The following is a 23,839-nucleotide window of genomic DNA, read 5'->3' on the forward strand; positions in this document are numbered from 1 at the left end:
TTCGAAGCGGGACGGTGTCTCGTCCCGCCGCTCAGGCCAAGCCCACCCCCCGATCCAGGAGGCCACCATGGGCATCCCTCACCTGTCGCGCCGTTCCTTCCTGACCGCGATCTCCGCGGGCGCGGTGGTGGCCACCGCCGCGCCCCTCCTCGCCGCCTGCGGCGACGGCGACTCGGAGGGCGGCACGGTCACCATCGAGTGGATGGACATCGCGACCACCGAGCCGTCCCAGACGCTCTATCCGCAGATCGCCAAGGCCTACGAGGCCTCGCACCCGAACGTCAAGATCAAGCTGACCAACCTGGAGAACGAGGCGTTCAAGTCGAAGATGACGGCGCTCACCGCCTCCGGGAAGCTGCCGGACATCTTCGTCACCTGGGGCGGCGGCGTCCTCAAGCAGCAGATCGACGCCGGCCTGGTGAAGGACGTCACCTCGGACGGCAAGGCCATCCTGAACACCATGACGCCGGTGTCGCAGAAGCCGTACCAGTTCGACGGCAAGACCTACGCCATCCCCTACGACATGGGCGGTGTGGGCTTCTGGTACAACAAGGCCCTCTTCAAGAAGGCCGGGATCGAGGGCACCCCCAAGACCTGGTCGGAGTACCTGGACGCCGTCCGCAAGCTCAAGTCCGCGGGGGTCACCCCCATCGCGATCGCGGGCAAGGACAAGTGGCCGGAGATGTACTACTGGGCCTACCTCGCGATGCGCATCGGCGGCCTGCCCGCGCTGCAGCAGGCCGAGAAGGCCAACGACTTCGGCGGCGCCGGCTTCGTCACCGCGGGCCAGAAGGTCAAGGAGCTCGCCGACCTGCAGCCCTTCCAGAAGGGCTTCCAGAACGCCGGCTACGACACCCCCGGCGGGCAGGCCGCGACCATGGGCGCCGGCAAGGCCGCCATGGAGCTGATGGGCCAGTGGGCGCCCGCGGTGCAGAAGGACGCCTCCGGCAAGGACCTCGGCGACGACCTCGGCTGGTTCCCGTTCCCGACCGTGGAGGGCGGCCAGGGCCAGGCGACCGAGGTGTTCGGCGGCGGCAACGGGCACGCGCTCAGCAAGGACGCGCCCAAGGAGGCCATCGACTTCCTGGCCTTCCTGATGAACCAGGAGAACGAGAAGAAGCTCGTGTCCTCGGGCGCCTTCATGCCGGTCGTGAAGGGCGCCGAGAGCGAGCTCGACAAGAACCGCAAACTGGTCGCCGACGCGCTGAACGCCTCCACCGGCTTCCAGCTCTACCTCGACCAGGCCTTCCCGCCCGCCGTCGGCCAGGAGGTCAACGACAGCGTCGCGGCGCTCATCGCCGGCAAGAAGACGCCCCAGCAGGTCACGGAGTCGGTCACCAAGGTGGCCAAGAGCCAATGACCCTGTCCGCCACGACCGACGACCGGCCGCGGCACGCCGCCCGGGCCCCGCGCAGGCGGGGCCCCAAGGCGTCGGTGGGGCAGCGGCTGCGCGCCTGGACCTCGACCACCTGGTTCCTGCTGCCCGCGCTGCTGCTGTTCTTCTTCTTCGTCCTGATCCCGATCTTCGTCGCGTTCTACACGAGCTTCTTCCGCTGGGGCGGCTTCGGCTGGCCCGAGGACTTCGTCGGGCTCGGCAACTACCGCAAGCTCGCCGACGACCCCGTCTTCCGCGGCGACCTGTGGCGCGGCCTGCTGATCATCGTGTTCTCGGTGGCCGTCCAGCTGCCGATCGCGCTCGGCACGGCCGTCCTGCTCAACCAGCGGATGCGCGGCCGGGCCATCTACCGGGCCGTCTTCTTCGCGCCCTACATCCTGTCCGAGGTGATCGCAGGCGTCCTGTTCGGCATCATCTTCCTGCCGGGCGACGGGCTGGCCGACAAGATCGTCGAGGACCTGCCGCTGCTCGGCGGCCTCGCCGGCAAGTGGTTCGCCGACCCCGACACCGCGCTGCCCACCCTCTTCGCCGTCATGACGTGGAAGTACTTCGGCTTCCACATGATGATCTACCTCGCGGGCCTGCAGGGCATCCCGTCGGAGGTGCTGGAGGCGGCCTCGATCGACGGGGCCAGCCCGTGGCGGCGGTTCCGCAGCGTCACGCTTCCGCTGCTCGCCCCGACGCTGCGCATCAGCGTGTTCCTGTCCGTCATCGGCTCCATCCAGTTGTTCGACCTCGTGTGGGTCACCACGACGGGCGGGCCGACGCACTCCACGGAGACGATGGCCGTCACCATGTTCCAGTTCGGCTTCAAGCGCTACCAGATGGGCTACGCGGGCGCGATCAGCGTCGCCATGTTCCTCATCTGCATGGCCTTCTCCCTGCTGTACCAGCGCTACGCGCTGCGCCGCGACCTGCAGGGCGCGGTCACCTCCGCGGGAGGCCGCCGATGAGGGCGAGCCTCGCACGGAGCCTGTCCCGGCACACGCTGGTGTGGGTGCTCGGCTCCTTCGTCGTCGTGCCCCTGCTGTACGCGGTGGTCTCCGGCTTCAAGACCACCGGCGACCTCACCTCGGACCCGTTCGGGCTGCCGGATCCGTGGAAGGTGTCGAACTACACCGGCATCCTGTCGTCCGGCGACTTCTGGCGGCAGATCGGCAACAGCGTCCTGGTCGCCGTGGCCACCACGCTGATCACCGTCGCGGCGTCGGCGCTCGCGGCGTTCGCGTTCGCCCGCTACGCCTTCCGGGGCCGCGAGCTGTTCTTCACGCTGTTCGCGGCGGGGCTGATGTTCCCGCCCGCGGTGGCGGTGCTGCCGCTGTTCGTCCTGCTGCGCTCGTTCGGGCTGCTGGACAACCCGCTCGGCATCATCCTGCCGCAGGCCGCGTTCGCGCTCCCCATCACGATCATCATCCTGAGGTCCTTCTTCCGGACGATCCCCGGGGAGCTGGAGGAGGCCGCCATCATGGACGGCTGCACCCGGCTCGGCTTCTTCTGGCGCATCCTGCTGCCGATGGCGAGACCCGCCCTCGGCACCGTGTCCGTCCTCGCCATCGTGACGAGCTGGAACAACTTCTTCCTGCCGCTGCTGGTGCTGGCCGACCCGAAATGGCAGACGATCCCCGTCGGCATCCAGCAGTTCCAGGGGCAGTACTCGACGGACTACGCGCTCGTCATCGCCTACATCGTGCTCGCCATGGTGCCCGCCATCGCCTTCTACGCGCTGGCCGAGCGGCAGCTGATCGGAGGGCTCACCGCGGGGGCGACGAAGGGCTGACCTCGATCTCCCCGACCTCGATCTCCAGGGACAGCAGGATCGAGCTGAGGCCCTTGCCGTGCGCGTCCAGGGCCAGCGACGTGGTGACGCCGCCGTCCAGCGACTGGCGGCAGACGAACAGCAGCGCGCACAGGTTCGGCAGCTCGTGGCGGACGACCTCGCCGCGCACGCGGTCCCCGAGGTGCCGCCGCACCGCGCCGGCGGTCAGCTCCCGGACGAGGTCCGGATAGTGCTCGTCGCGGTACGGGAACACCGACAGCGTCGAGGTGTCGCCCTTGTCGCCGGCGCGGGCGTGCGCGATCTCATGCAGTGGGGTGCGCCGGTTCGCCGGGACGCGCAACGGGGACCTCCAGGATCTCGGTGGCGGGGGCGACGGCCTCGCGGGGCAGCAGCGCCGACACGATGCCGATGACGTCGTCGACCCGCGTGCGGACGCCGCCGCCGCCCGCCGGGCCGTTGGTGTAGAGGGCCTCGACCTCGTGGCACACGTCGCCGGCGCGGCCCGGGTCGGGGGCCAGCGCGGCGACCCGCAGCCGGCACTCGCCCGCCCGGCCGTCCCGCGGCTCCGCGGGCAGGGTCCCGATCAGGTCCAGCCGCGGCCGGACGCCCGCGCGGGCGAGCCTCTCCTCGACGATCCGCGCGGCCAGCTCCGCCCGGCGCCGGGCGTTCGGCCCCACGTAGGAGATCTCGGCCTCGGCGCGGTGGCCGGCGTGGTAGCCGACGCTGACCTTCAGCGCCTCCGGGCGCGGACGCCCCGCGGCGCCCCGCACGAGGACGCGGTCGGGGCCGGTCTCCTCGACGGTGACGCCCCGCACGTCCAGCAGGACGTCCGGGGTCCGGTAGGCGGCCGGGTCCGTGATCTCGTACAGGAGCTGCTCCCGGACGGTCGCGCGGGAGACGACGCCGCCGGTGCCGGGCAGCTTGCCGATCGTCGCGGACCCGTCGGCGCGGACGTCGGCGAACGGGAAGCCGAGGTCGGCCAGGCCCGGGACGTCCTTGTACCCGGGGTCGGCGAAGTACCCGCCGGTGATCTGCCCCGCGCACTCCAGCAGGTGGCCGACCAGCGTCCCGGCGGCGATCCGCGGCCAGTCCGCGGCCTCCCAGCCGAGCCGGTGCGCGATCGGCGCGAGGAACAGCGAGGGGTCGGCGACCCGGCCCGTGATCACCAGGTCCGCGCCCGCGTCGAGGGCGGGCAGCAGGGCGTCGGCGCCGAGGTAGGCGTTGGCCGAGATGACCGGGCCGTGCTCGCCGAGCGGGCGGCCGTCCTCCAGCGCGGGCGCGTCCAGGTCGAGCCGGTCGAGCACGTCGTCGCCGGTGACGACCGCGATCCGCAGGCCGCCCAGCCCGAGCCCGGCCGCGATCTCCAGGGCGGCCCGCCCGGCGGCGCGCGGGTTGGCGGCGCCCATGTTGGACAGGATCGGCGCGCCGGCCCGCGACGCCGGAGGCAGCAGCGCCTCCAGGCGGGCGCGCAGGCGCGGGTCGTACCCCTGGGCGGGGTCGGCGAGGCGGCGCCGCTGGCCGAGCGCGATGGTCCGCTCGGCCAGGCATTCCAGGACGAGCGCGTCCAGGTTCCCGCGCTCGGCGAGGTCCACGGCCGGGGCGATCCGGTCGCCCTCGAAGCCCGCGCCGCTCCCGACCCGCACCGTGCGCGGGTCCTCCGGTCGTGTCATGGGGTCCCCCGAATCGCCGGTCACGCCGTGATGGCCCCGGTGAGCAGGGCCGCCGCGGTCATGACGATCGTCGTCCCGAACGCCCAGCCGAAGATGAACCGCTGGTGCGACCCCAGCTCGACCCTCGTCATCCCGACCAGGATGAAGGTGGACGCGGTCAGCGGGCTCAGCGGGAAGCCGGTGGTCATCTGGCCCAGCAGCGCCGCCCGGCCGATCTCGGCGGGGTCGCCGCCGAGGCCGGACGCCGTCTCCGCGATCACCGGCATCACGCCGAAGTAGTAGGCGTCCGGGGTGAAGACGAGGCTGAGCGGCATGCTCGTCACCGCCGTGGCGGTCGGCAGCAGGCCCCCGGCCCCGTCCGGGACGGCCGACACCAGCGCCTCCGCCATCCCCTTGATCATTCCGGTGCCGCCGAGGATGCCGGTGAACACCCCGGCCGCGAAGATCATCGTGGTGACCAGCACGACGTTCGGGCCGTGCCGGTCCAGCAGCTCCCGCTGCTGCGCCCAGGCCGGCCGGTTCACCAGGACCGCGATCGCGAAGGCCAGCACGAACAGCACCTCCAGCGGCATCAGCTCCGCGACCAGCGCGACGATCAGCGCGGCCGTCAGCGCCAGGTTGAACCAGAGCCGCCATCCGGCGGGCGCCCGCAGGTCGGCCGCGGCGGGGGTCCCCGGGCCGCCGCCGGGCACCCCGGTCTCCTCGCCGGGCTCGGCGCCGGGCTCCAGGACGACCTCGCCGCGGCCCTCCTCCCGCAGCCGCGCCCGCTCCCGCCGCCCGATCATGTACGCGGCGAACAGCACCCAGGCGATGCCGGCCGCCATCGCGGGCAGCAGCGGCACGAACAGCTCGGAGCTGTCCATCTTCAACGCGGCCATGGCGCGCGCCGTCGGGCCGCCCCACGGGACGAGGTTCATCACCCCAGCGCCCAGGCACACCACGCCGGACAGCACGAGCGGCCGCATTCCGAGCCGCTTGTAGATCGGCAGCAGCGCGGACACCGTGATGAGGAAGGTGGACGCGCCGTCGCCGTCGAGCGCCACGCACAGGGTCAGCACCGCGGTGCCGACGGTGATCCGCATCGGGTCGCCCGCGGCCCAGCGCAGCACCCGCCGGATCGCCGGGTCGAACAGGCCGGTGTCGATCATCAGGCTGAAGTACAGCACGGCGAACGTGATCATGATGGCGACCGGGGCCACCTTCACCACCCCGTCCGCGACCATCGCGCCGAGCTCGCCGCCGAAGCCGCCGATCAGCGCGGTCGCGACCGGCACCAGCACCAGGGCGAGCAGCACCGACAGCCGCCGCGTGACGGTCAGGGCGAGAAACAGCCCGATGGTCACGAAGCCCAGCGTGGCCACCATGGGGACCTCCCTTGTCCGGGTTGCCCACGAGTGTGAGCCACGGCACTCTTGTAGGTCCAACATCAATTGGACATGCATTGATGTGGTCGACGCATGAATCGGGTGGTGCGCATGGACCTGACCATCCAGCAGCTCCGGGCCGTGCTCGCGGTGGCGCGCGAGGGGGGCTTCACCGCGGCGGGGGAGCGGATGCGGCTCGCCCAGTCCTCGCTCAGCCGGACCGTCGCGGATGTGGAGCGCCGGGTCGGCGTCACGCTGTTCGAGCGGACGACCCGCCAGGTCCTGCTCACGCCGGCCGGGCACGAGTTCGCCGGGGTCGCCGAGCGGATAGTCGGCGAGTTCGACCGCGGCATCAACCATTTCAGCGGCTTCCTCGCCGGCACCCGCGGGCAGGTCCGCATCGCCACGCTGCCGTCCCTCGCGGCGACGCTGCTGCCGGCCGTCGTCTCCCGGTACCGGCGCGACCGGCCCGGGGTCCGCGTGCAGATCGAGGACGCCCTGCTCGGCCAGGTGCTGGAGCGCGTCGACGCCGGGCACGCCGACCTCGCGGTCACCGTGCTCACCGAGCCGCCGGGCCCGCTCGCCTTCCGCCAGATCGCCGCCGACCACTTCTTCTGCGTCTTCCCGCCCGGCCACCCGCTCGGCCGCGGCGGCCCGGACGAGCCCGTCCCCTGGTCCGCGCTCGGCGGCCACGAGTTCATCGCGTTCGACCGGGCCAGCAGTGTCCGCAGCTTCGCCGACCGCGGCCTGCGGGAGGCGGGCGCCCGGCCCGGCCCCGTCACCGAGGCCCGCAACATCGCCGCCGTCGCCGGGCTCGCGGCGGCCGGGCTCGGGGTGTCGGCCGTCCCCGGGCTGGTGCTCCCGCTCATCGAGTTCGCGCGGCTGGAGCGGCGGCGGCTCGAACGGCCCGCGCTCTCCCGCCCGATCGGCGTCGTGTCCGACCCGCGGCGGCCGCGGGCCCCGGCCGTCCGGCACTTCCTCGACCTGCTGGAGACGAGCCCGGGGCTCGGCCTCGACCTTCCCGAAGGCGCCGAATGGACCCCCGTCCCCGGACGGCCGGTGAAAGCCTGAAAGGGCCGTTCACGGGCCGGCGGAGGCGGAGCTAGCGTCCGCCTGGACAACGGTCTCCTCGGCCCGCGACGGGAGGAACATGGGAAAGCGAAGACGACGGGCGCTGGCGGCGGGGGCGGTGCTCGGCCCCGCGATGGTGGCGGGCGCGCTGCTCACCGCCCCGCCGGCGTCGGCGCACGGCGCGATGATGGTGCCCGGCAGCCGCACGTACCTGTGCTGGAAGGACGGCCTCAGCCCGACAGGGCAGATCACCCCGCACAACCCGGCCTGCGCGGCGGCGGTCGCGCAGAGCGGCTCCAGCTCGCTCTACAACTGGTTCGCCGTGCTGCGCTCGGACGGCGCGGGCCGCACCCGCGGCTTCATCCCCGACGGGGAACTGTGCAGCGGCGGCGCCGTCGTCTACGACTTCAGCGGCTACGACCTGGCCCGCGACGACTGGCCGGTCACCCACCTGACGTCGGGCGCCGGCATCGAGTTCCGGTACAACAAGTGGGCCGCCCACCCGGGGACGTTCCGCACCTACATCACCAAGGACACCTGGAGCCCGACGCGCCCGCTCGGCTGGGACGACCTGGAGGACCAGCCGTTCTACAGCGCCACCGACCCGCCGAGCGTCGGCTCGCCGGGCAACGAGGACGCCTACTACCACTGGAACGCGACGCTGCCGTCCGGCAGGTCGGGCCGCCACATCATCTACACCGTGTGGGAGCGCTCGGACAGCGACGAGACGTTCTACGGCTGCTCCGACGTGGTCTTCGACGGCGGGAACGGCGAGGTCACCGGCGTCGGCGAGGACGGCGGCGGACCGACGGACCCGCCGGGCGAGCCGGGCATGGTCTGCACCGCCGCGTACCGCTCCACCGGCAGCTGGGGCGGCGGCTACCAGGGCGAGATCACCGTCACCAACACCGGCACCCTCCCGCTCAACGGCTGGATGGCCCACTTCACCTTCGCCAACGGCGAGACGGTCGACAGCCTGTGGAACGGCACCTACACGCAGTCCGGGCCGGACGTCACGGTCACGAACGCGAACTGGAACGGCTCGCTGGCCGTCGGCGCCTCGACCACCTTCGGTTTCACCGCCAAGACAGCGGATGCGGCGACCGCCCTCGAACCGCACTGCATGACCTCCTGAGAAGGCCTCCGGCACACGACACGGCCCGCGGCGTCCGGCAGGGGACGCCGCGGGCCGCTCCCTTTCCCGAACCCCGCCCACGGACATGGAGAGGCCCCGTGACCGGAGCGTGTCACGGGGCCGTTTCCTCCTTGGCGGCGATTACTGGACGGGCGGGTCGGCGTTCCTGAGCAGCTCCTGGAACTGGGCGGAGAACCAGTGCCCGGACAGCGGCGCGTCCGGCAGCGCCCCGCTCATGTTGTTGTTGTTACGCGGGTTGCCCTCGTACGTCGGGTCGCACATCCGGTCGAAGCCCTTGCCCTCGTCGTTCGGGATCTCCTCGCTGGCCCCGTCCGACTCGCCCGGGGGCTTCATCCACACGTAGGCGTCGATACCGGACGCGGGGGCCGCCTTCGGCCGCTCGCCGAGGCCCGCTCCCGCCTGGTTGCACCAGTTGCCGAGGTGGATGCGCCGGTCGGTCCGGCCGCCGTCCACGTAGGCGTTCACGTCCGTCGTCGGGCCGGGGCCGGACGGGCGCTCGGACCCGCCCCAGCCGTTGCGGCTGGTGTCGATGAGCATGCCGATTCCGGAGTCGAACCCTTGGCCGACGAGTTCCTGGCGGAACGCCTGCGCGTAGGACAGCTCGTCCACGTACCTGTTCCAGTCCACCCACGTGGACTGGCGGACGGACGTGCCGTTCACGGTGTCGTTGATGGTGAAGTAGGGCTCGGTCAGCGCACCGTAGTTCGCGGTGTTGGTGATGAACCCGGCGACGTTGTCCTTCGAGCCGGACATCTCCGCCACCTCGGCGAGCAGCTGCGCGGTCGGGCTGAAGTTGTCGTCCCATCCGATCCAGCCGTGATGGCCGATGTCGATGTAGTTGTAGACGTTGGACAGGGCGCCGAGCTCTTGCAGCGCGTAGGCGATGCCCTTCTGGTAGTTGCCGTTCTCCTTCATGACGTTGCAGTTCTCGGTGGCGGTCGGCCGGTCGCCCGCGTTGGTGATCAGGTTGGGCAGCGAGTCGATCTCCACCACCGCGGCGATCCGCAGGCCGGCGTACTTCGCGTCGCCGAGGATCTCCGCGATCGGGTCGATGAACTGCGTCTTGTACTTGTCGAGCTCGGTCGGGCCCAGCTCGCCGTTGGAGGCGAGCGCCGAGCAGTCGCGGCCGGGCAGATCGTAGACGACGAGGTTGACCAGCCCCGCGCCCTGCTCCAGAGCCTCGTCCAGGTGGTCGCGCAGGCCCATCCCGCCGTTGACGCCCTCGATCGCGGCGATCCGGTCCAGCCACACACCGGTCGGCTGGTTCGCGATGGCGTCTCCGCCCGGCTCGGCCGCCGCCTTGGCCGACCACTCGGGGTTCACGTACGCCTTCACCCCGGCGTACGGGTTGTCGGCGCGGTCACCGGACGGCGGGTCCGTGGGCGGATCGGTCGGCCCGCCCGTCGACCCGTCGCACACGGTCCCGTTGAGCTTGATCTGAGTGGGAGCCGCGTTCGTGCCGGAGTAGGTGCCCTGGAAGCCGGGGTTGACCGAGGCGTTCGTGGCCAGCGTCGTGGCCCAGCTCGGATTCGTCACGGTGACGTGCTGTCCGGACTGGCCGAAGGTGCCGTTCCAGCCCGAGGTCACCTGCTGGTTCCCGGCGAAGTCCCACTCCAGCGTCCAGCCGCCGCTGATCGCGTCGCCGAGGTTGGTGACCGTCACGGAGGCGGTGAAGCCGGTGCCCCAGTCGTCGGTGGTGTACTCGACCTCGCAGCCGGCGGCCGCGCTGGCCTGGGCCTGGGCCAGCGCGACCGTGCCTGAGGCGAGCAGGAGCGCCGCCGAGGCGGCGGCCAGGCCGCGGCGGCGGGCGCCGGGTCTCCTGCGCGGGAGGGGGTGTCTCATCCGGATTCCTCCATCTGGTTGGGGTGGGCTGCTTCCGGAAGGTCAGGGGAGGGCCGGCAGGTGGTCGCGCAGGCCCGCGCCGTACGCGGTCGGCGTGCCGAGTCCTTGCAGTGGTTGAAGTCGTAGGAGTGCCACGCGGCGGCGAGGTTCCCGGCCGGGTCGGACGGCTTCCGCGCGAGCCACTGGCCGTAGTCCATGACCTGGAGGTTGTTCGGGTACGGCTCGTTGAACAGGTCGAACACGACGGCCGTGTCGGTCTTGTACGCGGTGGCGACCTGCCGCCAGAACTCCGGCGCGTGCTCGGCGTCCGGCATGGGCTTCTGGCAGTCGGCGTCCGCCGTCTCGCAATGGCTGTCGTAGCCGGTCCACGTCCCGTGGCTCCAGTGCAGTTCGAGGATGGGCGTGATGCCGTTCTCCTCGAGCAGCGCGACGTAATTCTTGACGGCATTCCGGTAAGCGGTGCCCCGGTAAGCCGGGTCGACGTTGTCCAAGCCCAGCCAGCAGTCGGAGTTGAGCGGCACCCGGACGGCGTTGACGTTCCAGCTCTTTATGGCGGCGACCGATGGCGCGTCCATCGGCCCGTCCCATATTCCGCTGCCCTGGACGCAGGCGAATTCGCCGCCGGACCGGTTCACGCCGAGGAGCCGCACCGTGTTCCCGCCGGAGTCGACGAACCTGTTGCCCGACACCGGCAGCTCGGGCGCCGGGCCGTCGGGCGGGGGAGTGGTCGGCGGGTCGGTCGGGTCGGCGCCTGTGTCGCATTCCGTTCCGTTGAGGGTGAAGGCGGCAGGGGGCGCGTTGGTGCCGCTGTAGGCGAACCGCGCGCCGGTCAGCGCGGCCACCGCGGCGGTGCGCGGGGAAAGCGATCTCATGTGATCTCCGCTTTCACATCGTGTCCGTTCATTTGGGAGCGCTCCCACTCCTGGACTGCGGCGAACGTAGAACGCTTCGGACGCGGCATGGAAGCCTTGTTCCATTCCTTTCACGATGTTTCACGCCGCCTCGCGCGCGCGGTGAGGGACGGGAGTCGCCGGGCGAATTCGATCGCGTCGCGACCCTTGACACGATCGGCGTCCGAACGGATTCTTGGGAGCGCTCCCACTACTCCCGACCCGGTCCCGCCCCCGCGAATGGCCGGGAACCCCCGAAGGGAGTGCCGAAAGCGTGACCATCACCCACCCCCCGCACGACCCCGCCCTCCCGGACCGGCCGCCGACCCTCGCGCACGTCGCGCAGCTCGCCGGCGTGTCCCCCGCCACCGCGTCCCGCGTCCTGAACGGCTCCGCCCGCGTCAGCAAGGCCGCCCGCCTCCAGGTCGAGGAGGCCGTCGAGCGGCTCGGTTACGTCCGCCGCCGGACCGGCTCCCCCGACCGCGAGTCCTCCGGCACGATCGCCGCCGTCGTCTGCGAGGACGGCTGCCGCGTCCTCGGCGACGCGTTCTTCGCGCGCCTGCTGTGGGGCGTGCGGCGGGAGCTGGACGGCCGCGCGCCGCTAGTCGTGCTCATGGCCGGCCGGGCGGAGGAGTGGCGGGCGACCACCGGCTACCTGCGCGGCGGCCGCGCCGCGGGCGTGCTGCTCGTCGGCGCCCGCCGCGACCAGGTCGCCCCGCTCGTCCAGGCGGCGGCCGGCGCCCCCGTGGTGCTCGCCGGGCGCCCCCTCGACGAGGTGGCGCTGCCCTACGTCGACGTCGACAACCGCGGCGGCGCGCACGCCGCGGTCCGGCACCTGCTGGCGTCCGGGCGGCGCCGCATCGGCACGATCGCCGGGCCCGCCGACATGGGCGCCGCCGTCGACCGGCTCGCCGGCTACCGGCTCGCGGCCCGGGAGGCCGGGATCTGCGTCAACGGGCTCGTCTGCCAGGGCGACTTCGGCCGGCTGTCCGGCGAGCGGGCGATGCGCCGGCTGCTGGAGCGCCGCCCCGACGTCGACGCCGTCCTCGCCGCGTCCGACCAGATGGCGGTCGGCGCCCTCGGCGCGCTGCGCCGGGCGGGCCGCCGCGTCCCCGACGACGTCGCGGTCGTCGGGTTCGACGACGCCCCGGTCGCCCGGCAGGTCCGGCCCCGGCTGACGACCGTCCGGCAGCCGGCGGAGGACCTCGGCGCCCGGCTGGCGCGCGAGCTGCGCGCCTGCACCGGCGGCCGCCCCAACACCGAGCGCGGCGTCGTGCTGCGCACCAAGTTGATCGTCCGGGAGTCCGGCTGACGGCCCCGGGCTGACGCGGGCTCCGTCCCGCATCCCCCGCGAACACCACCGCCGGGCTCCGCCGGCGGTGGAGCCCGCCATGCCCGGAGAACGGGCGCGACAGGAAGGAAGAACGGTGAGAAGACGTCATCGATGGCGCTCCCTCACTGCCGTGGGCGCGACGCTGACCTTGCTCTGCGGCGGCCTCGGCGTGATGGCTCCGGTACACGCCGCGGCGGCGGCCTGCAAGGTCGTCTACAAGACGAACGACTGGGGCGGCGGCTTCACCGCGAGCATCGACATCACCAACCAGGGCGATGCCCTGGACGGCTGGAAGCTGACCTACTCCTACTCGGGGAACCAGAAGCTCGCCGGCGGCTGGTCGGGCAAGTGGTCCCAGTCGGGGCAGCAGGTCGCCGTTGAGAACGAGGGCTGGAACGGGGCGCTCGCCTCCGGCGCCTCCGTGAACGTCGGCGCGCAGTTCACCTACAGCGGGACCAACGCCGACCCCACCGCGTTCAGCCTGAACGGCACGCCGTGCAACCAGAGCTCGTCCGCGCCGACGGTGGCTCTGACGAGCCCCTCCGCCGGAGCGACGTACTCGGTCGGCGCCTCGGTGCCCCTGGCGGCGACCGCGGCGGCCGGATCCGGCGCGTCGGTGTCGAAGGTCGAGTTCCACTGCCAGGACGGGCCGCTCGGTGACGCCGACACGAGCGCGCCCTACGGCCTGACCTGGACGCCGTCGCAGGCGGGCGATTACTCGATCTACGCCAAGGTGACCGACAGCACGGGCGCGACGGCCGAGTCGGCGCCGGTCGGCGTCACCGTCACCGCCGAGGCGAGCGTGGTGGCGAGCCCGGCCGCGCTGACGATCGCGCAGGGCGCCACGGCCACGTACGCGGTCAGGTTGTCGGAAGCGCCGTCCTCGGACGTGACGGTGACGACGTCCCGCACCGCGGGCAACAGCGGCCTGTCCGTGACCGGCGGCGGGACGCTCACCTTCACGCCGCGGAACTGGTCCACCGCGCAGAACGTGACGCTCACCGCGGATGACTCCGGGACGGGCCAGGCGACCTTCACCTCGTCCGCGCCCGGGTACACGGCGGCCGAGGTCACCGCTACCGAGGTGGCCGTCTCCGCAGACGGCTACACGCAGCGGTTCCTCGACCAGTACAACAAGATCAAGGACCCGGCGAACGGCTACTTCAGCCCCGAGGGCATCCCGTACCACTCGGTGGAGACGTTCATGGTCGAGGCCCCCGACCACGGCCACGAGACGACGTCGGAGGCCTACAGCTACCTCATCTGGCTGGAGGCCATGTACGGCAAGGTCACGCAGGACTGGGACCCCTTCAACGCCTCCTGGGCGCTGATGGAGAAGTACATGATCCCCACGCACGCGGACCAGCCGACGAACTCCTTCTACCGGCCGTCCGAACCCGCCACCTACGCCGCCGAGCACCCGCTGCCGAGCGACTACCCGTCCCAGATCGACGGCGACATCCCGGTCGGCCAGGACCCGATCGCGAGCGAGCTGAAGTCCGCCTACGGCACCGACGACGTCTACGGCATGCACTGGCTCCAGGACGTGGACAACGTGTACGGCTACGGCAACACCCCGGGAGGCGGCTGCGAGGAGGGCCCCGGCGCCGACGGCCCCTCCTACATCAACACCTACCAGCGCGGCTCGCAGGAGTCGGTCTTCGAGACCGTCCCGCAGCCGACGTGCGACCGGTTCGCGTTCGGCGGCCCCAACGGCTACCTGGACCTGTTCATCAAGGACTCCTCCTACGCCGAGCAGTGGAAGTTCACCAACGCGCCCGACGCGGACGCCCGCGCGATCCAGGCCGCGTACTGGGCGAACGTCTGGGCCAAGGAGCAGGGCAAGGGCGGCGACGTCTCGGCCACCGCGGCCAAGGCCGGCAAGATGGGCGACTACCTGCGCTACGCGTTCTTCGACAAGTACTTCAAGAAGATCGGCGACTGCCATCCGGCCTCGTCCTGCCCCGCCGGGACGGGCAAGGACAGCGAGCACTACCTGCTGTCCTGGTACTACGCCTGGGGCGGCGCCACGGACTCCAACGCCGGCTGGGCGTGGCGCATCGGCGACGGCGCCTCGCACTTCGGCTACCAGAACCCGCTCGCCGCGTACGCGCTGGTGAACGACCCCGCGCTCGCCCCCAAGGGCGCGACGGCCAAGGCCGACTGGGAGAAGAGCCTGACCCGGCAGCTCCAGCTCTACAAGTGGCTGCAGTCCGCCGAGGGCGGCATCGCCGGCGGCGTCACCAACAGCTGGGACGGCAGCTACAGCACCCCGCCCACCGGCCTCACCGAGTTCTTCGGCATGGCCTACGACTGGCAGCCCGTCTACCACGACCCGCCGAGCAACCAGTGGTTCGGGTTCCAGGCGTGGTCGATGGAGCGGGTCGCCGAGTACTACCAGGTCAGCGGTGACGCGGACGCCAAGGCGATCCTGGACAGGTGGGTCTCCTGGGCGCTGTCGGAGACGACGGTCGACCCGTCCACGGGATCCATCCAGATCCCGTCGACCCTGACGTGGACCGGGCAACCGGACGCGAACTGGTCGTCGTCCACCGGCATGCCGCCCGCGAACGACGACCTGCACGTCTCGGTGAAGGACTACACCAGCGACGTCGGCGTGGCCGCCGCGTACGCCAAGACCCTGACGTACTACGCCGCCAGGTCCGGCGACGCCGACGCCAAGCAGGCCGCCAAGGACCTCCTCGACGCCCTCTGGAAGCACGCCGACGCGAAGGGCGTCTCCGTCGAGGAGAGCAAGGCCGACTACCGGCGCGTGATCGACCCGGTCTACATCCCGTCCGGCTGGACCGGGACGATGCCCAACGGCGACCCCATCAACTCCAGCTCGACGTTCATGTCCATCCGCTCCTTCTACAAGAGCGATCCCGACTACCAGCGCGTCATGGCCTACGCCAACGGCGACAGCTCGACCGTGCCCGTGTTCACCTACCACCGCTTCTGGGCCCAGGCCGACATAGCCCTGGCCATGGCCGACTACGGCCGCCTCTTCGACGAGTGACCCACCCCAAGGGGCCCGTGCGCACAGCATCCGCCGCGTGCACGGGCCCTTGCCCTCACCCGGTCTCGACGCTGGGCCTCGGACCGGGGCTCCCTCCGGTTCTCCGCTCCGGCCCGCCGTCGTCCGTCGGGGTCGCCGATGGCGTCGTGGCCGGCGGCGCGACGGTAGGGGTCGAGGTGGGCACCGGGGTCTCGCCGCCCGGGGGGCGTCCGGACGGGATCGCAGCCGGAGCCCCCGATCGTTCTGCCGGGACTGCCGAACGGCGGACGCGAGGATCGCCCATGGGACACGTCGGCGCCGTGTGATGTGCTCCGGGCGAGCCGTTCGCGGCGACCTTGATCTTGAACTCCGTCGCGTCCCGGAGCGGGAGCCGGATGTTCCGGCTTCCTCCTGATGCGACGGTCCTGGTGACCACCGCGCCGCTGTCGGCTCTGAGGCTCCACACGCATCCAGGGGCGCCCCGGCCGTCGCCGTGCGCGCCGACGGTGGCCACGAACTCGGTGGACGCGACATCCAGCTTGTACCCGAAGGACAGGTCGCTCGCGGACATGGCGGCGACCTGCTCGGGGCCCACCTGCCAGCCGTACTCGAACTGCTGTCCCGCGATCGTGACGGATCCGAGGTCGGGTTCGAAGCCGGGGGTGTGGACCAGCTTCAGCCGGCCGAGCGGAGTGGACCTCCCGCCGGTCCCACCGGGAGGCGGTGTCCGATGCAGGGATGTCCCCGCGGAGGTGGTCGTCGGGACGTGCTCCGGTCGATTCGGTTCATGCGTGCGGCCCGCTTCGGGCGGCGGCGCCGGGCGGGGGCGTACTCCGTGGCCGCCCCAGAGACCCATCGCCAGGATCACCGTTGCCGCCGCCACCACGCTCCCCGCCAGTGTCCTGGGGCGCGGCCAGGACGCCGCGGCGACACCGCCCCGCAGGGCCTCGCGGAGGCGGCGGGAAGCGACCCGGGGCAGTGCGGCGCGAGGCGGCCGCACGCGGCGCCGGATGTCGGCCAGCGCGGCGTCGATGTCGATCTCCGGCGGCTCCGGCCGGTGCGCGTCACGGATCAGCCGGGTCAGCGCGTCGGTCTCGTGCCGACGGCGGCGGAACACGCTCACTGGCCGGCCTCCTCTTCGGTCTCGCCCGCCGCGGAGCGGTTTCCGCGGCGACGCCGCCTCGTCTCGATCGCGATCCGTTCCACCAGTTCCGGGTGATCCAGGCCGAGCCGGGCCATCAGCTCCTCGCGTGTGGCCTTGATGACCCGGTACACGGTCCGCTCGCTGATCCCCGTCGCGGCGGCGATCTCGGCGGCGGTCAGCTGGTGGGTGAAACGAAGCGTGATGATCTGCTGGTGCGACTTCCTGGGGGTCTTCGCCAGCTGGCTCCGCAGGGTGTCGCGGACGGCCTGGACCAGCGTGGGGTCGTCATCGGCGCGCGGGATGTCCGGGTCGGGAGGGGCCGCCAGCGCCCGCCGGTACCTATCGAGAGCCCGTTCGGCGCTCTTCGCGGTTCTGATCCGGCTGATGGTCCTGTTCCGGGCGGCCTTCGTGGCGTACCGCCGCAGGCGCTCGGCGTCTTTCCGGGAGTGCTTTCCCCAGTCTGTCCAGATGGCAGCGTAAACGTCATTGACGACTTCTTGGACATCCTCCTTCAAACCTGGAAACGCTTCGAAGGTCGTCTTATAGACATCTTCGTAGGTCTTCCGCGTGAACTCGATGAAGTCGGCTTCCGTGCGTTCTGCCGAATCCTCATCGTCGATGGTGGTGGGGTGCTGCGTTGGCGTGTCGCCGCCGGCGGCCTGATAGTGCAGGCTGGTCCGGGAGGACAGGGTGACCTGGACGGTGCTCCCCGGCGCGACCCGGAAGGCCATGGCGAGGGCGCAGAGCTCGTGAAGCGCCCTTACGAGGGTGAACAACACGCCCGTGATGAGCATGTGGGTGAGGGACATCGGTCTCGCTTTCTGTCGCGGGAGGCCGTGGCCGGCTCCGCTAGGAGAACGCGTCACGTCCATTGCTCCGCCACGCGCCGATCCGCGCGGCGCCCCCGACAAAATGTGCATGAGGTTCCCTTGCTGGAAAATCGGTGCGGAGCAAATAGGAACACATACCGGAAAACGCGCGCTCCAGTGTGACCCAGATCACGGGGGCCGCGGAGGGTTGGGCGCGGCCCGCAGGCATGCGAACATATGTTCGTGTCCGGTGGTGCTTCGATCCTGCATGCCGACCTGGACGCGTTCTACGCGTCGGTCGAGCAGCGGGACGACCCCGGGCTGCGGGGGCGGCCGGTGATCGTGGGGGCCGGGGTCGTGCTCGCGGCCAGCTACGAGGCCAAGGCCTTCGGGGTGCGGACGGCGATGAGCGGCGGGCAGGCGCGGCGGCTGTGCCCGCGGGCGGTGGTCGTCCCGCCGCGGATGAGCGCCTACAGCGAGGCGAGCAAGGCGGTGTTCGCCGTGTTCCGGGCCACGACGCCGCTGGTGGAGGGGCTGTCCATCGACGAGGCGTTCCTCGACGTGGACGGGCTGCGCCGGCCGCCCGCCGACATCGCGGGGCGGCTGCGGCGGGAGATCGCCGAGGAGGTCGGGCTGCCGATCACGGTGGGGGTCGCCCGCACCAAGTTCCTCGCCAAGGTCGCCAGCGGCGTCGCCAAGCCCGACGGGCTGCTGGTGGTGCCGCCGGACGGCGAGCTGGAGTTCCTGCACCCGCTCCCGGTGCGGCGCCTCTGGGGCGTCGGGCCGGCCACCGCCCGCAAGCTCGCCCGGTTCGGCGTCACCACGGTCGGGGACGTGGCCGCCATGCCGGAGGCCGCGCTCGTGTCGCTGCTCGGCCCCGGACCGGGACGCCACCTGCGCGCCCTGGCGCTCAACCGCGACCCGCGCCCGGTGCGCACCGGGACGCGGAGGCGGTCGATGGGCTCGCAGCGGGCGCTCGGCCGCCGCCGGCGATCACCGGAGGAGCTGGACGCGATGCTGGTCGGCATCGTCGACCGGCTGGGCGGGCGGCTGCGCAAGGCCCGGCGCGTGTGCCGGACGGTGACGCTCCGCCTGCGGTTCGGCGACTACGGGCGGGCGACGCGCGCGCACACTCTCGCCCAGTCGACCGCGGAGACCCCGATGATCCTGCGCACGGCGCGGAGCCTGCTCGCCGCCGCCGCGCCGCTGATCGAGGAGCGGGGCCTGACGCTCATCGGCGTGTCGCTCGGCAACCTGCACGACGATCGCGCCGTCCAGCTCTCGCTCCCGTTCGACCAGGCCATGGCCGTGGACGGCGCGGTGGACGGCGTCCGGGGGCGGTTCGGCTCGTCTGCCATCACCCGCGCCGTGCTAATCGGGCGCGATCCCGGACTGTCCGTTCCGATGCTGCCCGACTGACCGCCCGCGTCAAGACGGCCGCGGAGGGCTCACCGAGGGTCTCCGTGGGAGCACCGGGCGTTCCATGAGACGATCGTTTTCCCGGGGATTCGAGTGGAGTTGCGATGGCTGACGAGAGGTGGTCGCCCGCCGCCGTCGATCTGGAAACGCCGAACACGGCCCGGATCTACGACTACCTGCTCGGAGGCAAGGACAACTACGCCGCCGACCGCGAGGTGGCCGAGCAGCTGCTCGCGGTCATCCCCGAGGCGCGGACGGCGGCGCGGGAGAACCAGGCCTTCATCGGGCGCGCCGTGCGCTACCTCGCCGGCCAGGGCGTCCGGCAGTTCATCGACATGGGCTCCAAGCTCCCCGCGAAGGGCAACGTCCACGAGGTCGTCGCCGAAGTCGCGCCCGACGCCACGGTCCTGTTCGCGGACGGCGACCCCGTCGTCCTGGCGCACGCGCGGGCGCTGCTGGCCGGCACGGAGCGGGCCGCCGTCGTCCAGTGCGACCCGAAGCACCCCGACGCGATCACGAGCGACCCGCACGTGCGGGCGCTCATCGACTTCGGGCGGCCGGTCGGGCTCGTGCTCGACCGGGTCCTGCACTTCGTCGACGACACCGCCGAGGCCGCCAAGGCCGTGGCCCGCCTGCACGACGCGCTGTCGCCGGGGAGCCACGTCGTGTTCACGCACATCACCCGGGACCCCCAGCCCGAGTCCAGCGGCGAGGTCGGCAGGCTGTTCAAGCCGACCAGAGGCCACTTCTGGGGCCGCCGCCGCGCCGAGATCCAGGAGATCGTCTCCAGCTTCGACCTCGTCGAGCCGGGCCTGACCTTCACCTCCCTGTGGCGGCCGGACCGGCCCGGCGGGGGCGCCGCGCACCCCGAGCGCACCTTCACCCTGGCCGGTGTCGGCCGCCGCGGCTGACCGCGGTCAGGACGGCAGGAGCCGCCGGGCGCGCCCGCGCGCGCCGTACCTGCCGCGCACCCCGAGCCGCACCAGTGCCGGGCGCCGCGCGGCGGGCGCCGCCGCGCCGGTGGCGTCGTGCACCCAGCCCTGGTGGCTGCGGCCGGTGACCTCCAGCCGGACGAGCGGGACGTAGGCGTCGGCCCGGATCCCCGCGTAGCCGTGCCGGACGATGGAGTGGTAGATGTCCTCGGACACGACGAGGACCAGCGGCGTCCCCGCCCTCCGCAGCGCGCTCTTCGCCTCGGGCGAGTCCAGCAGCCGGAAGGCGACGTCGAGCGCCTCGCCGAAATTGCCGCGGCCGTCGTTGTGCACCTCTCCGGCGTGCACGACGACGCGCACGCGAATTCGCCGGTCGCGGTCCTCCTCCGCCGCCATCCTGGAATTGTATTCGGCCAGCAGAGCGGACAGGATCGGCACGACCGGGTGCAGCAGCAGCGTTTTCGGGACCTCGTCGAAAGGGTGCACGAGAACGAGCGCCCCGTCGCCCCGGTCGACATACTCCTCCCGGTAGCGCGCCTCGATTCCGGCGCGCAGGAAGGCCTCTTCCAGCAGCCGGTACAGCGTGCGGCGCAGCTCGGCCTTCACCGGGTCGGTGCGGGTGGTCGAGCCCTCGATGTCCACGGCCAGGATCGCGCGGTAGCGCGGGCGGACCCGGGCCCGGTCCACGACCGGGAGCGCCGGGGCGGACGCGTCGACGAGCACCGGACGCAGGGCCCCCGCCCGCGTCCCGCCCGCCGTGTCGGCCACCGCGTCGCCCGCCGCGGTGTCCGGTCCGCCGCGGGCCGGCCTCCCGGCCCGCAGCGCCGTCTCGTTGCTCATTTCCCCCGTGCCCCTTTCTTCCGATCCCCCCATGGCGCCGGCGGAAAACGATCCTGGCATTGAGCGGCCGGACCGGCAACCCAGGCTCTCCCGGGCGGCCTGCCGGGTTTTCCCGGTGAATGTCCTTTCCTTTCAACAGGTGATGAAAGGCCCGCCGGGAGGCGCGGTGGCCGGGTGCCGGCGCCGCGTCAAGGGGGACGCGTCCCGAATGGTCCTGATCATGCGGGGCCGGAGTCCCGCATGATCGGGACGGAATGGCCGGGAACGGCCTCGCATCGATCGGGTAACGGCGCCGCCGCCGGCCGCGGGACCGGGAAGACTTCCGGTGCGCCCGCGGACCGGGAAGCGGCGGGGCGGCCCCGCATCCGGGAAAGCACGGACCGCCGTCCCGGGGGTTTCCGGTGGCAGGACGCGGCCCGAGGTCCCAGCATGGAGAGGATGGTCGTGGTGATTTCCGCACCGCGGAGGCGCAGGTCGCCGCCGTGGTTCGGGGCGGAGACGAGGCGCGCCCTCGGCTCCGGGCTCGCGGTGGCGGGGCTGGCGCTCGGCGCGGGCTGGCCGTACTGGCGGGACCATCCGGCCGCCGCCGCGATCACGCTGGTGAGCTGTGCCGCGATCGCCGTGGTGGGGGTGCTGCTCGCGACCGGGGGGCGCACCCGCCGCACCGGCCTGCTGTTCACGGCCGCGTCCGTCTGCTGGGCGGCCAACTGGGCGGCGAGCTGGGACGCGACCGTCGGGCCGATCATGTCCCCGTACGCCCAGGCGAACTTCTACCTCGCGCTCATGATCGGCGTCCTGCTGTATCCGAGCGGGCGGCTGGAGTACCTGGTCGACCGGATCTGGGCGGTCCTGGCGTGCGCGATCCTCTGGCTCTGCCCGACCGCGCTGTGGACGACGTCGAAGCCCGAATGGGCCGCGTTCCGGGGCGAGTCGGTGTGGTGGCCCGCGCCCTTCCCCGATTTCGAGGTGTTCCAGGCCGTCCTCCAGGTCTCCGCCGCCCTCTACGTCTTTCTCGCCTTCTCGTTCGCCATCGTGCTGCTGCTGCGGCTGCCCCGGATGAGCAGGATGCGGCGCCTGCTCGCCCTCCCGGTGACCGTCGCCATCGCGTCCGTCGGCATCTCGGCCGCGCTCACCCAGAAGCCGATCATGGAGGCGTCCATCCCGCTGGACGACCTGCTGCACGTCTACGTGGTGCAGGGCGCGGTCGTCGTCCTGGTCCCGCTGACCCTGCTGGCGTCCGGGCTGCGCATCCGCCTCGCCGAGCTGACCGTCGCCGGGCGGATGCTCCGGCTGACCGCGCCCGTGTCGGTCGAGCGGGTCCGCGACGCGCTGCGGGACGTGCTGCACGACCCGACGCTGGAGCTGTGGTTCTGGGCGCCGATGGAGGGGACCTACGTCGACACCGCCGGGCGTCCGGTGGACGTCGACCCCGAGGACGAGGACCCGCCGGGACCGGACGGGGACCGCGCCGGCCGTGACGGGGGCCGCTGGCGGCGCCGGGTGCGCAGCGCCGCCGGGGACCCGCTCGCCGTCGTGGAGCTCGGCGGCGCGCTGCGCGACCACGGCTCGCTCGTGCAGGCCGCGCTCGTCGCCGGCGGCCGGGCGCTGGAGACCGCCCGGCTGCAGGCCAGCGTCCACGCGGGGCTCGAACAGGTCCGGTCCGCCTACCGGCGCCTCGTCCGCGCCGAGACCGTCGAGCGCGAACGCCTCGCCCGCGACCTGCACGACGGCGCCCAGCAGCGGCTGCTGGCGCTCGGCGCGATGCTCGGGGCCCTGGAGGCCGTCGCCGACGACCCCGCGGTCAAGGAGCACGCCCGGACCTGCCGCGCGGAGCTGATGGAGGCCCTCGCCGAGCTGCGGACGCTCGCCCGCGAGGTGCAGCCGGCGCTTCTCGTCCAGGACGGCCTCGGGCCCGCGCTGGAGGTGGTCGCCGAGCGTCTCGGCACGCGTGTCAAGCTCGACGTCACCTCCCGCCGCTTCTCCAGGGAGATCGAGTCCACGCTTTACTCGGCGCTTTGCGAGGCGTTGTCGTACGCTGTCGACCGCACGCGTGCGACCCAGGTGTTCGTGCGGGTCGGCGAGGAGGACGGCCGGCTGGTCGCCGAGGTGGGACTCGACGGCTCCGGCGCGTCCGCCGATCCCGGCGCGGAGCTGGCCGGGCTGTCCGGCCGCCTCCGGGCGCTGCGCGGCACTGTGGAGGTCGGGGGCGGTCCCGGCGAGGGCATGACGGTAAGGATGGACCTTCCATGCGAGTAGCCGTGGCGGAGGACAGCGGGATCTTCCGGCAGGCGCTGGTCACCCTGCTCACCACGGTAGGCATCGAGGTCGTGGTGTCGGCCGGCTCCGGCGAGGAGCTGCTGGCCCGCGTCGCCGGCGACCCGCCCGACGTGGCGATCGTCGACCTGCACATGCCGCCGACGTTCACCAACGAGGGCGTCGTCGCGGCCCGCCGGCTGCTGGAGCGCCATCCCGGCCTCGGGGTCCTCGTCCTGTCCGCCTACAACGAGACGCCGCCGGCGTTGGAGCTGTTCCGCGACGAGCCGCGCGGCGTCGGCTACCTGCTGAAGGACCACGTCACCGACGTGGAGAACCTGCGTTCGGCGCTGGAGCGGGTCATCCGGGGCGAGGTCGTCATCGACCCCGACGTGGTGGCCAGGCTCGTCGAGGCGCGGCACCGCGAGCACGAGCTGTCCCGGCTGTCGGAGCGCGAGCGGGAGGTGCTGGCGCTGATGGCGGAGGGCCATTCGAACGCCGGCATCGGCAAGCGGCTGCACCTGTCGGCCCGCACGGTCGAGGACCACGTGCGGGCCATCTTCACCAAGCTCAAGATCGCCTCGTCCGGCGGGCCGCCGGGGCCGCAGGACCACAACAAGCGGGTGCTCGCGGTCCTGACGTGGCTGCGCGCCGCCGAGTCCCGCTGACCGGATCCGGACGGCCGCGCGCCGTCCCGCGGCCGGCCGCGCCCGGCCGCGCATCAATCGGGTAACGGCCCCTCGCGCTCCGTGCTCGCCGTACGGAAAACTGACCGCGCGAGTCCGGTCGCGTCAGGCGGCCCGGTGGTGGCCCCCGCACGCCACCGGGACGCGCCACGGGCCCGGCGCCGGGCCCGTTTCGAGGACCGTGTCCGGCACGCTCCCATGTTCCCGGCGCCGTGCCCCCGCGCGCATCCGGGAAAACACCACTCCCGGACGGTGGTTT

19 protein-coding genes are annotated in these 23,839 nt (G+C 72.4%); 11 read left to right on the forward strand and 8 right to left on the reverse strand.

What is annotated here, in order from left to right:
• Positions 1 to 67 precede the first annotated feature (67 nt).
• Genes K8Z49_RS03160 through K8Z49_RS03170 form a run of 3 tightly spaced genes read left to right on the forward strand, consistent with a single transcriptional unit; the run spans position 68 to position 3,173 of the window.
• Positions 68 to 1,360 (forward strand): ABC transporter substrate-binding protein, encoded by a 1,293-nt coding sequence (locus K8Z49_RS03160; RefSeq protein ID WP_021598344.1) that lies wholly within the window; start codon positions 68 to 70, stop codon positions 1,358 to 1,360.
• Positions 1,357 to 2,349 (forward strand): carbohydrate ABC transporter permease, encoded by a 993-nt coding sequence (locus K8Z49_RS03165; protein ID WP_021598345.1) that lies wholly within the window; start codon positions 1,357 to 1,359, stop codon positions 2,347 to 2,349. Before K8Z49_RS03160 ends, K8Z49_RS03165 begins: the two co-directional genes overlap by 4 nt.
• Positions 2,346 to 3,173: a carbohydrate ABC transporter permease gene (locus K8Z49_RS03170; protein ID WP_021598346.1), complete on the forward strand. Its 828-nt coding sequence runs from the start codon at positions 2,346 to 2,348 to the stop codon at positions 3,171 to 3,173. Before K8Z49_RS03165 ends, K8Z49_RS03170 begins: the two co-directional genes overlap by 4 nt.
• Here K8Z49_RS03170 and K8Z49_RS03175 read toward each other — a convergent pair.
• From K8Z49_RS03175 to K8Z49_RS03185, 3 genes are read right to left on the reverse strand one after another with little or no spacing between them, the layout of a single operon-like run.
• Positions 3,148 to 3,513: an AtuA-related protein gene (locus K8Z49_RS03175; RefSeq protein ID WP_021598347.1), complete on the reverse strand. Its 366-nt coding sequence runs from the start codon at positions 3,511 to 3,513 to the stop codon at positions 3,148 to 3,150. The genes K8Z49_RS03170 and K8Z49_RS03175 overlap by 26 nt on opposite strands.
• Positions 3,476 to 4,843 (reverse strand): acyclic terpene utilization AtuA family protein, encoded by a 1,368-nt coding sequence (locus K8Z49_RS03180; RefSeq protein ID WP_033331182.1) that lies wholly within the window; start codon positions 4,841 to 4,843, stop codon positions 3,476 to 3,478. The genes K8Z49_RS03175 and K8Z49_RS03180 overlap by 38 nt, the downstream gene beginning before the upstream one ends.
• Before the next feature lie 20 nt (positions 4,844 to 4,863).
• Positions 4,864 to 6,207 carry a CitMHS family transporter gene (locus K8Z49_RS03185; protein ID WP_412517565.1) on the reverse strand — a complete coding sequence of 448 codons (1,344 nt, stop codon included), beginning with the start codon at positions 6,205 to 6,207 and terminating at the stop codon, positions 4,864 to 4,866.
• 111 nt (positions 6,208 to 6,318) lie between these two features.
• Between K8Z49_RS03185 and K8Z49_RS03190 the strand changes: the two genes are divergently transcribed.
• Positions 6,319 to 7,278 carry a LysR family transcriptional regulator gene (locus K8Z49_RS03190; protein ID WP_412517566.1) on the forward strand — a complete coding sequence of 320 codons (960 nt, stop codon included), beginning with the start codon at positions 6,319 to 6,321 and terminating at the stop codon, positions 7,276 to 7,278.
• A 79-nt stretch (positions 7,279 to 7,357) separates the two neighbouring features.
• Entirely contained in the window at positions 7,358 to 8,413 is a 1,056-nt protein-coding gene (locus K8Z49_RS03195) for a lytic polysaccharide monooxygenase (protein ID WP_412517567.1), read from the forward strand.
• Between the two features lie 141 nt (positions 8,414 to 8,554).
• Here the strand turns inward: K8Z49_RS03195 and K8Z49_RS03200 are convergent, their stop codons facing one another.
• Together K8Z49_RS03200 and K8Z49_RS03205 are read right to left on the reverse strand one after the other, a co-directional pair.
• Positions 8,555 to 10,276 (reverse strand): glycoside hydrolase family 6 protein, encoded by a 1,722-nt coding sequence (locus K8Z49_RS03200; protein ID WP_021599731.1) that lies wholly within the window; start codon positions 10,274 to 10,276, stop codon positions 8,555 to 8,557.
• Positions 10,273 to 11,148: a cellulase family glycosylhydrolase gene (locus K8Z49_RS03205; protein ID WP_412517568.1), complete on the reverse strand. Its 876-nt coding sequence runs from the start codon at positions 11,146 to 11,148 to the stop codon at positions 10,273 to 10,275. Before K8Z49_RS03205 ends, K8Z49_RS03200 begins: the two co-directional genes overlap by 4 nt.
• 292 nt (positions 11,149 to 11,440) lie before the next feature.
• Between K8Z49_RS03205 and K8Z49_RS03210 the strand changes: the two genes are divergently transcribed.
• Both K8Z49_RS03210 and K8Z49_RS03215 read left to right on the forward strand, forming a co-directional pair.
• Positions 11,441 to 12,478: a LacI family DNA-binding transcriptional regulator gene (locus tag K8Z49_RS03210; protein ID WP_024934924.1), complete on the forward strand. Its 1,038-nt coding sequence runs from the start codon at positions 11,441 to 11,443 to the stop codon at positions 12,476 to 12,478.
• A gap of 151 nt (positions 12,479 to 12,629) precedes the next feature.
• Entirely contained in the window at positions 12,630 to 15,518 is a 2,889-nt protein-coding gene (locus K8Z49_RS03215; RefSeq protein WP_412517569.1) for a glycoside hydrolase family 48 protein, read from the forward strand.
• 55 nt (positions 15,519 to 15,573) lie between these two features.
• Here the strand turns inward: K8Z49_RS03215 and K8Z49_RS03220 are convergent, their stop codons facing one another.
• Both K8Z49_RS03220 and K8Z49_RS03225 read right to left on the reverse strand, forming a co-directional pair.
• Positions 15,574 to 16,620, reverse strand: a complete 1,047-nt coding sequence (locus tag K8Z49_RS03220; RefSeq protein ID WP_021599007.1) for a hypothetical protein — start codon at positions 16,618 to 16,620, stop codon at positions 15,574 to 15,576.
• Positions 16,617 to 17,450, reverse strand: a complete 834-nt coding sequence (locus K8Z49_RS03225; protein WP_412517570.1) for an RNA polymerase sigma factor — start codon at positions 17,448 to 17,450, stop codon at positions 16,617 to 16,619. Before K8Z49_RS03225 ends, K8Z49_RS03220 begins: the two co-directional genes overlap by 4 nt.
• 243 nt (positions 17,451 to 17,693) lie before the next feature.
• On the opposite strand from K8Z49_RS03225, the gene dinB reads away from it, so the two are divergent.
• Both dinB and K8Z49_RS03235 read left to right on the forward strand, forming a co-directional pair.
• Positions 17,694 to 18,869 (forward strand): DNA polymerase IV, encoded by a 1,176-nt coding sequence (gene dinB, locus K8Z49_RS03230; protein ID WP_412517571.1) that lies wholly within the window; start codon positions 17,694 to 17,696, stop codon positions 18,867 to 18,869.
• 104 nt (positions 18,870 to 18,973) lie between these two features.
• Positions 18,974 to 19,780, forward strand: coding sequence for an SAM-dependent methyltransferase (locus tag K8Z49_RS03235; RefSeq protein WP_075021679.1), 807 nt, complete (start codon positions 18,974 to 18,976; stop codon positions 19,778 to 19,780).
• Positions 19,781 to 19,786: 6 nt separating this feature from the next.
• Here the strand turns inward: K8Z49_RS03235 and K8Z49_RS03240 are convergent, their stop codons facing one another.
• Positions 19,787 to 20,641 (reverse strand): hypothetical protein, encoded by an 855-nt coding sequence (locus tag K8Z49_RS03240; RefSeq protein WP_412517572.1) that lies wholly within the window; start codon positions 20,639 to 20,641, stop codon positions 19,787 to 19,789.
• 438 nt (positions 20,642 to 21,079) lie between these two features.
• On the opposite strand from K8Z49_RS03240, the gene K8Z49_RS03245 reads away from it, so the two are divergent.
• Together K8Z49_RS03245 and K8Z49_RS03250 are read left to right on the forward strand one after the other, a co-directional pair.
• Positions 21,080 to 22,897 (forward strand): sensor histidine kinase, encoded by a 1,818-nt coding sequence (locus K8Z49_RS03245; RefSeq protein WP_075021681.1) that lies wholly within the window; start codon positions 21,080 to 21,082, stop codon positions 22,895 to 22,897.
• Positions 22,888 to 23,562 (forward strand): response regulator transcription factor, encoded by a 675-nt coding sequence (locus K8Z49_RS03250; protein WP_024934920.1) that lies wholly within the window; start codon positions 22,888 to 22,890, stop codon positions 23,560 to 23,562. The genes K8Z49_RS03245 and K8Z49_RS03250 overlap by 10 nt, the downstream gene beginning before the upstream one ends.
• Positions 23,563 to 23,839 lie beyond the last annotated feature (277 nt).

The organism is Actinomadura madurae (assembly GCF_047130825.1).
Classification (GTDB): Bacteria; Actinomycetota; Actinomycetes; order Streptosporangiales; family Streptosporangiaceae; genus Spirillospora; species Spirillospora madurae.